Source organism: Polaromonas sp. P3_C2 (genome assembly GCF_056402675.1).
Genome location: NZ_JBFUGX010000824.1, coordinates 1 through 1,604 on the forward strand (window position 1 = coordinate 1; position 1,604 = coordinate 1,604).

General features: G+C 57.7%; 4 protein-coding genes and 1 tRNA gene. 3 read left to right on the top strand and 2 right to left on the bottom strand.

What is annotated here, in order from left to right:
• From AC1DWI_RS22395 to AC1DWI_RS22405, 3 genes are all read left to right on the top strand, one after another.
• Window positions 1-250 (top strand): AMP-binding enzyme (locus AC1DWI_RS22395; RefSeq protein WP_477725814.1); only part of this gene is annotated, 250 nt, incomplete at its 5' end.
• Complete coding sequence (locus AC1DWI_RS22400; RefSeq protein WP_477668667.1) at window positions 247-684, top strand: acyl-CoA thioesterase; 438 nt, start codon at window positions 247-249, stop codon at window positions 682-684. The genes AC1DWI_RS22395 and AC1DWI_RS22400, both read left to right, overlap by 4 nt.
• Window positions 681-1,076 carry a RidA family protein gene (locus AC1DWI_RS22405; RefSeq protein ID WP_477668668.1) on the top strand — a complete coding sequence of 132 codons (396 nt, stop codon included), beginning with the start codon at window positions 681-683 and terminating at the stop codon, window positions 1,074-1,076. Before AC1DWI_RS22400 ends, AC1DWI_RS22405 begins: the two co-directional genes overlap by 4 nt.
• A 144-nt stretch (window positions 1,077-1,220) precedes the next feature.
• Here the strand turns inward: AC1DWI_RS22405 and AC1DWI_RS22410 are convergent.
• A tRNA-Met gene (locus AC1DWI_RS22410) sits at window positions 1,221-1,297 on the bottom strand.
• A gap of 18 nt (window positions 1,298-1,315) precedes the next feature.
• A partial coding sequence (gene rplQ, locus AC1DWI_RS22415; RefSeq protein WP_477725815.1) for a 50S ribosomal protein L17 occupies window positions 1,316-1,604 on the bottom strand: 289 nt, incomplete at its 5' end.

Genomic DNA, 1,604 nt, shown 5'->3' on the forward strand with positions numbered 1-1,604 from the left:
GCTCAAGCACCCTGCCGTAGCTGAATGCGGTGTTGTGGGCTTGCCCGACGACGACCGGGGGATGGTCGTCAAGGCCTTTGTGGTGCTCAAGCCTGATCAGGCAGCTGATGACGTCATGACAAAAGCCCTGCAAGACCACGTCAAGGCGGCGCTTGCGCCTTTCAAATATCCCCGTCAGATCGAATTCGTGACCAAGCTCCCACGCACTGAAACCGGCAAGCTGCAACGCTTCAAGCTGCGCGAATCATGAAATTCACCGCGCAAAAGCTCGTCAGGTTTCACCATTGCGATCCGGCCGGCATCGTTTTTTACCCGCAGTTTCTCTATCTGCTGCATGAGGTGCAAGAGGACTTCCTGGCCCACATCGGTTTTCCCGAACATGTCTTGATTGCCGGAGGCACGGGTGTGCCGATTGTGGATTTGAAGGTTGAGTTCCTGGGTATGTGCCGCCATGGCGACCCACTGACAATTACTTTGGAACTGACCCGCCTTGGCAACGCGAGCATGGGTATGCACTACGAAATCCATGGCAGCCCAGTTGGCAGCGCCGGGGTGACCATCAAGCTGAAAGCGCATGGCGTGGTGGTCTATTCGGAGCTCCCCAATGGCAAACCCCTGCCGCTTCCCGAACGAATGCGCAGCGCCCTGTTACCTTATTTGAAAACACCCTCAGGAAGCTCATGATCAAGAAACTACAACCGCCCGACTGGGCCGAGCCGAAAGGTTATGCCAACGGCATCCTTGCTCGYGGCGCCCTGCTGTTTGTGGGCGGCCAGATTGGCTGGAATGCGCAGCAACAGTTCGAGAGCGACGATTTCATCGCGCAGACGCGCCAGGCGCTGCTGAACATTGCGGCCGTGCTGAAGGCCGGTGGCGCCGGACCCGAACATATGGTCCGCATGACCTGGTATGTGGTGGATCGTGTCGAGTACGTGGCCAGGCTCAAGGAATTGGGTGGCGTCTACCGCGAAGTCATGGGAAAGAATTTTCCGGCCATGACATGTGTCGAGGTTGCGGCGCTGGTTGAAGACCGCGCCCAGGTCGAAATTGAAGTGACAGCAGTTATGCCGGACTGAGCAACCGCCATGCAGGCCAGCCGCAAGCAATGACTGCCAGTGATGCTACTGGCAGTAGAACCGCTGAACGCCGAATGAAGGCCGGAAAGCAAAACGCCTGCTTGATGCAGGCGTTTTGCTGTTGGCCTTGAGAGGCTAACGTGTTGGTTGCGCGGGCAAGATTTGAACTTACGACCTTTGGGTTATGAGCCCAACGAGCTACCAGGCTGCTCCACCGCGCGGTATGTGTGTATTGTAGCTTACTCTGCCTTGGCCGTGTCAGCTGTAGTGTCTTCCGACACTTCAGGACGGTCCACCAGTTCAACCAGTGCCATGGGCGCGTTGTCACCAACGCGGAAGCCCATCTTCAAAATGCGGGTGTAGCCGCCGGGACGTGCCTTGTAGCGTGGACCGATCTCTGCGAACAGCTTGACGACCATATCGCGGTCGCGCAGGCGGTCAAATGCCAGGCGCTTGTTGGCCAGAGTAGGTTCTTTGCCGAGGGTGATCATGGGTTCGACCACGCGGCGCAATTCTTTGGCCTTGGGC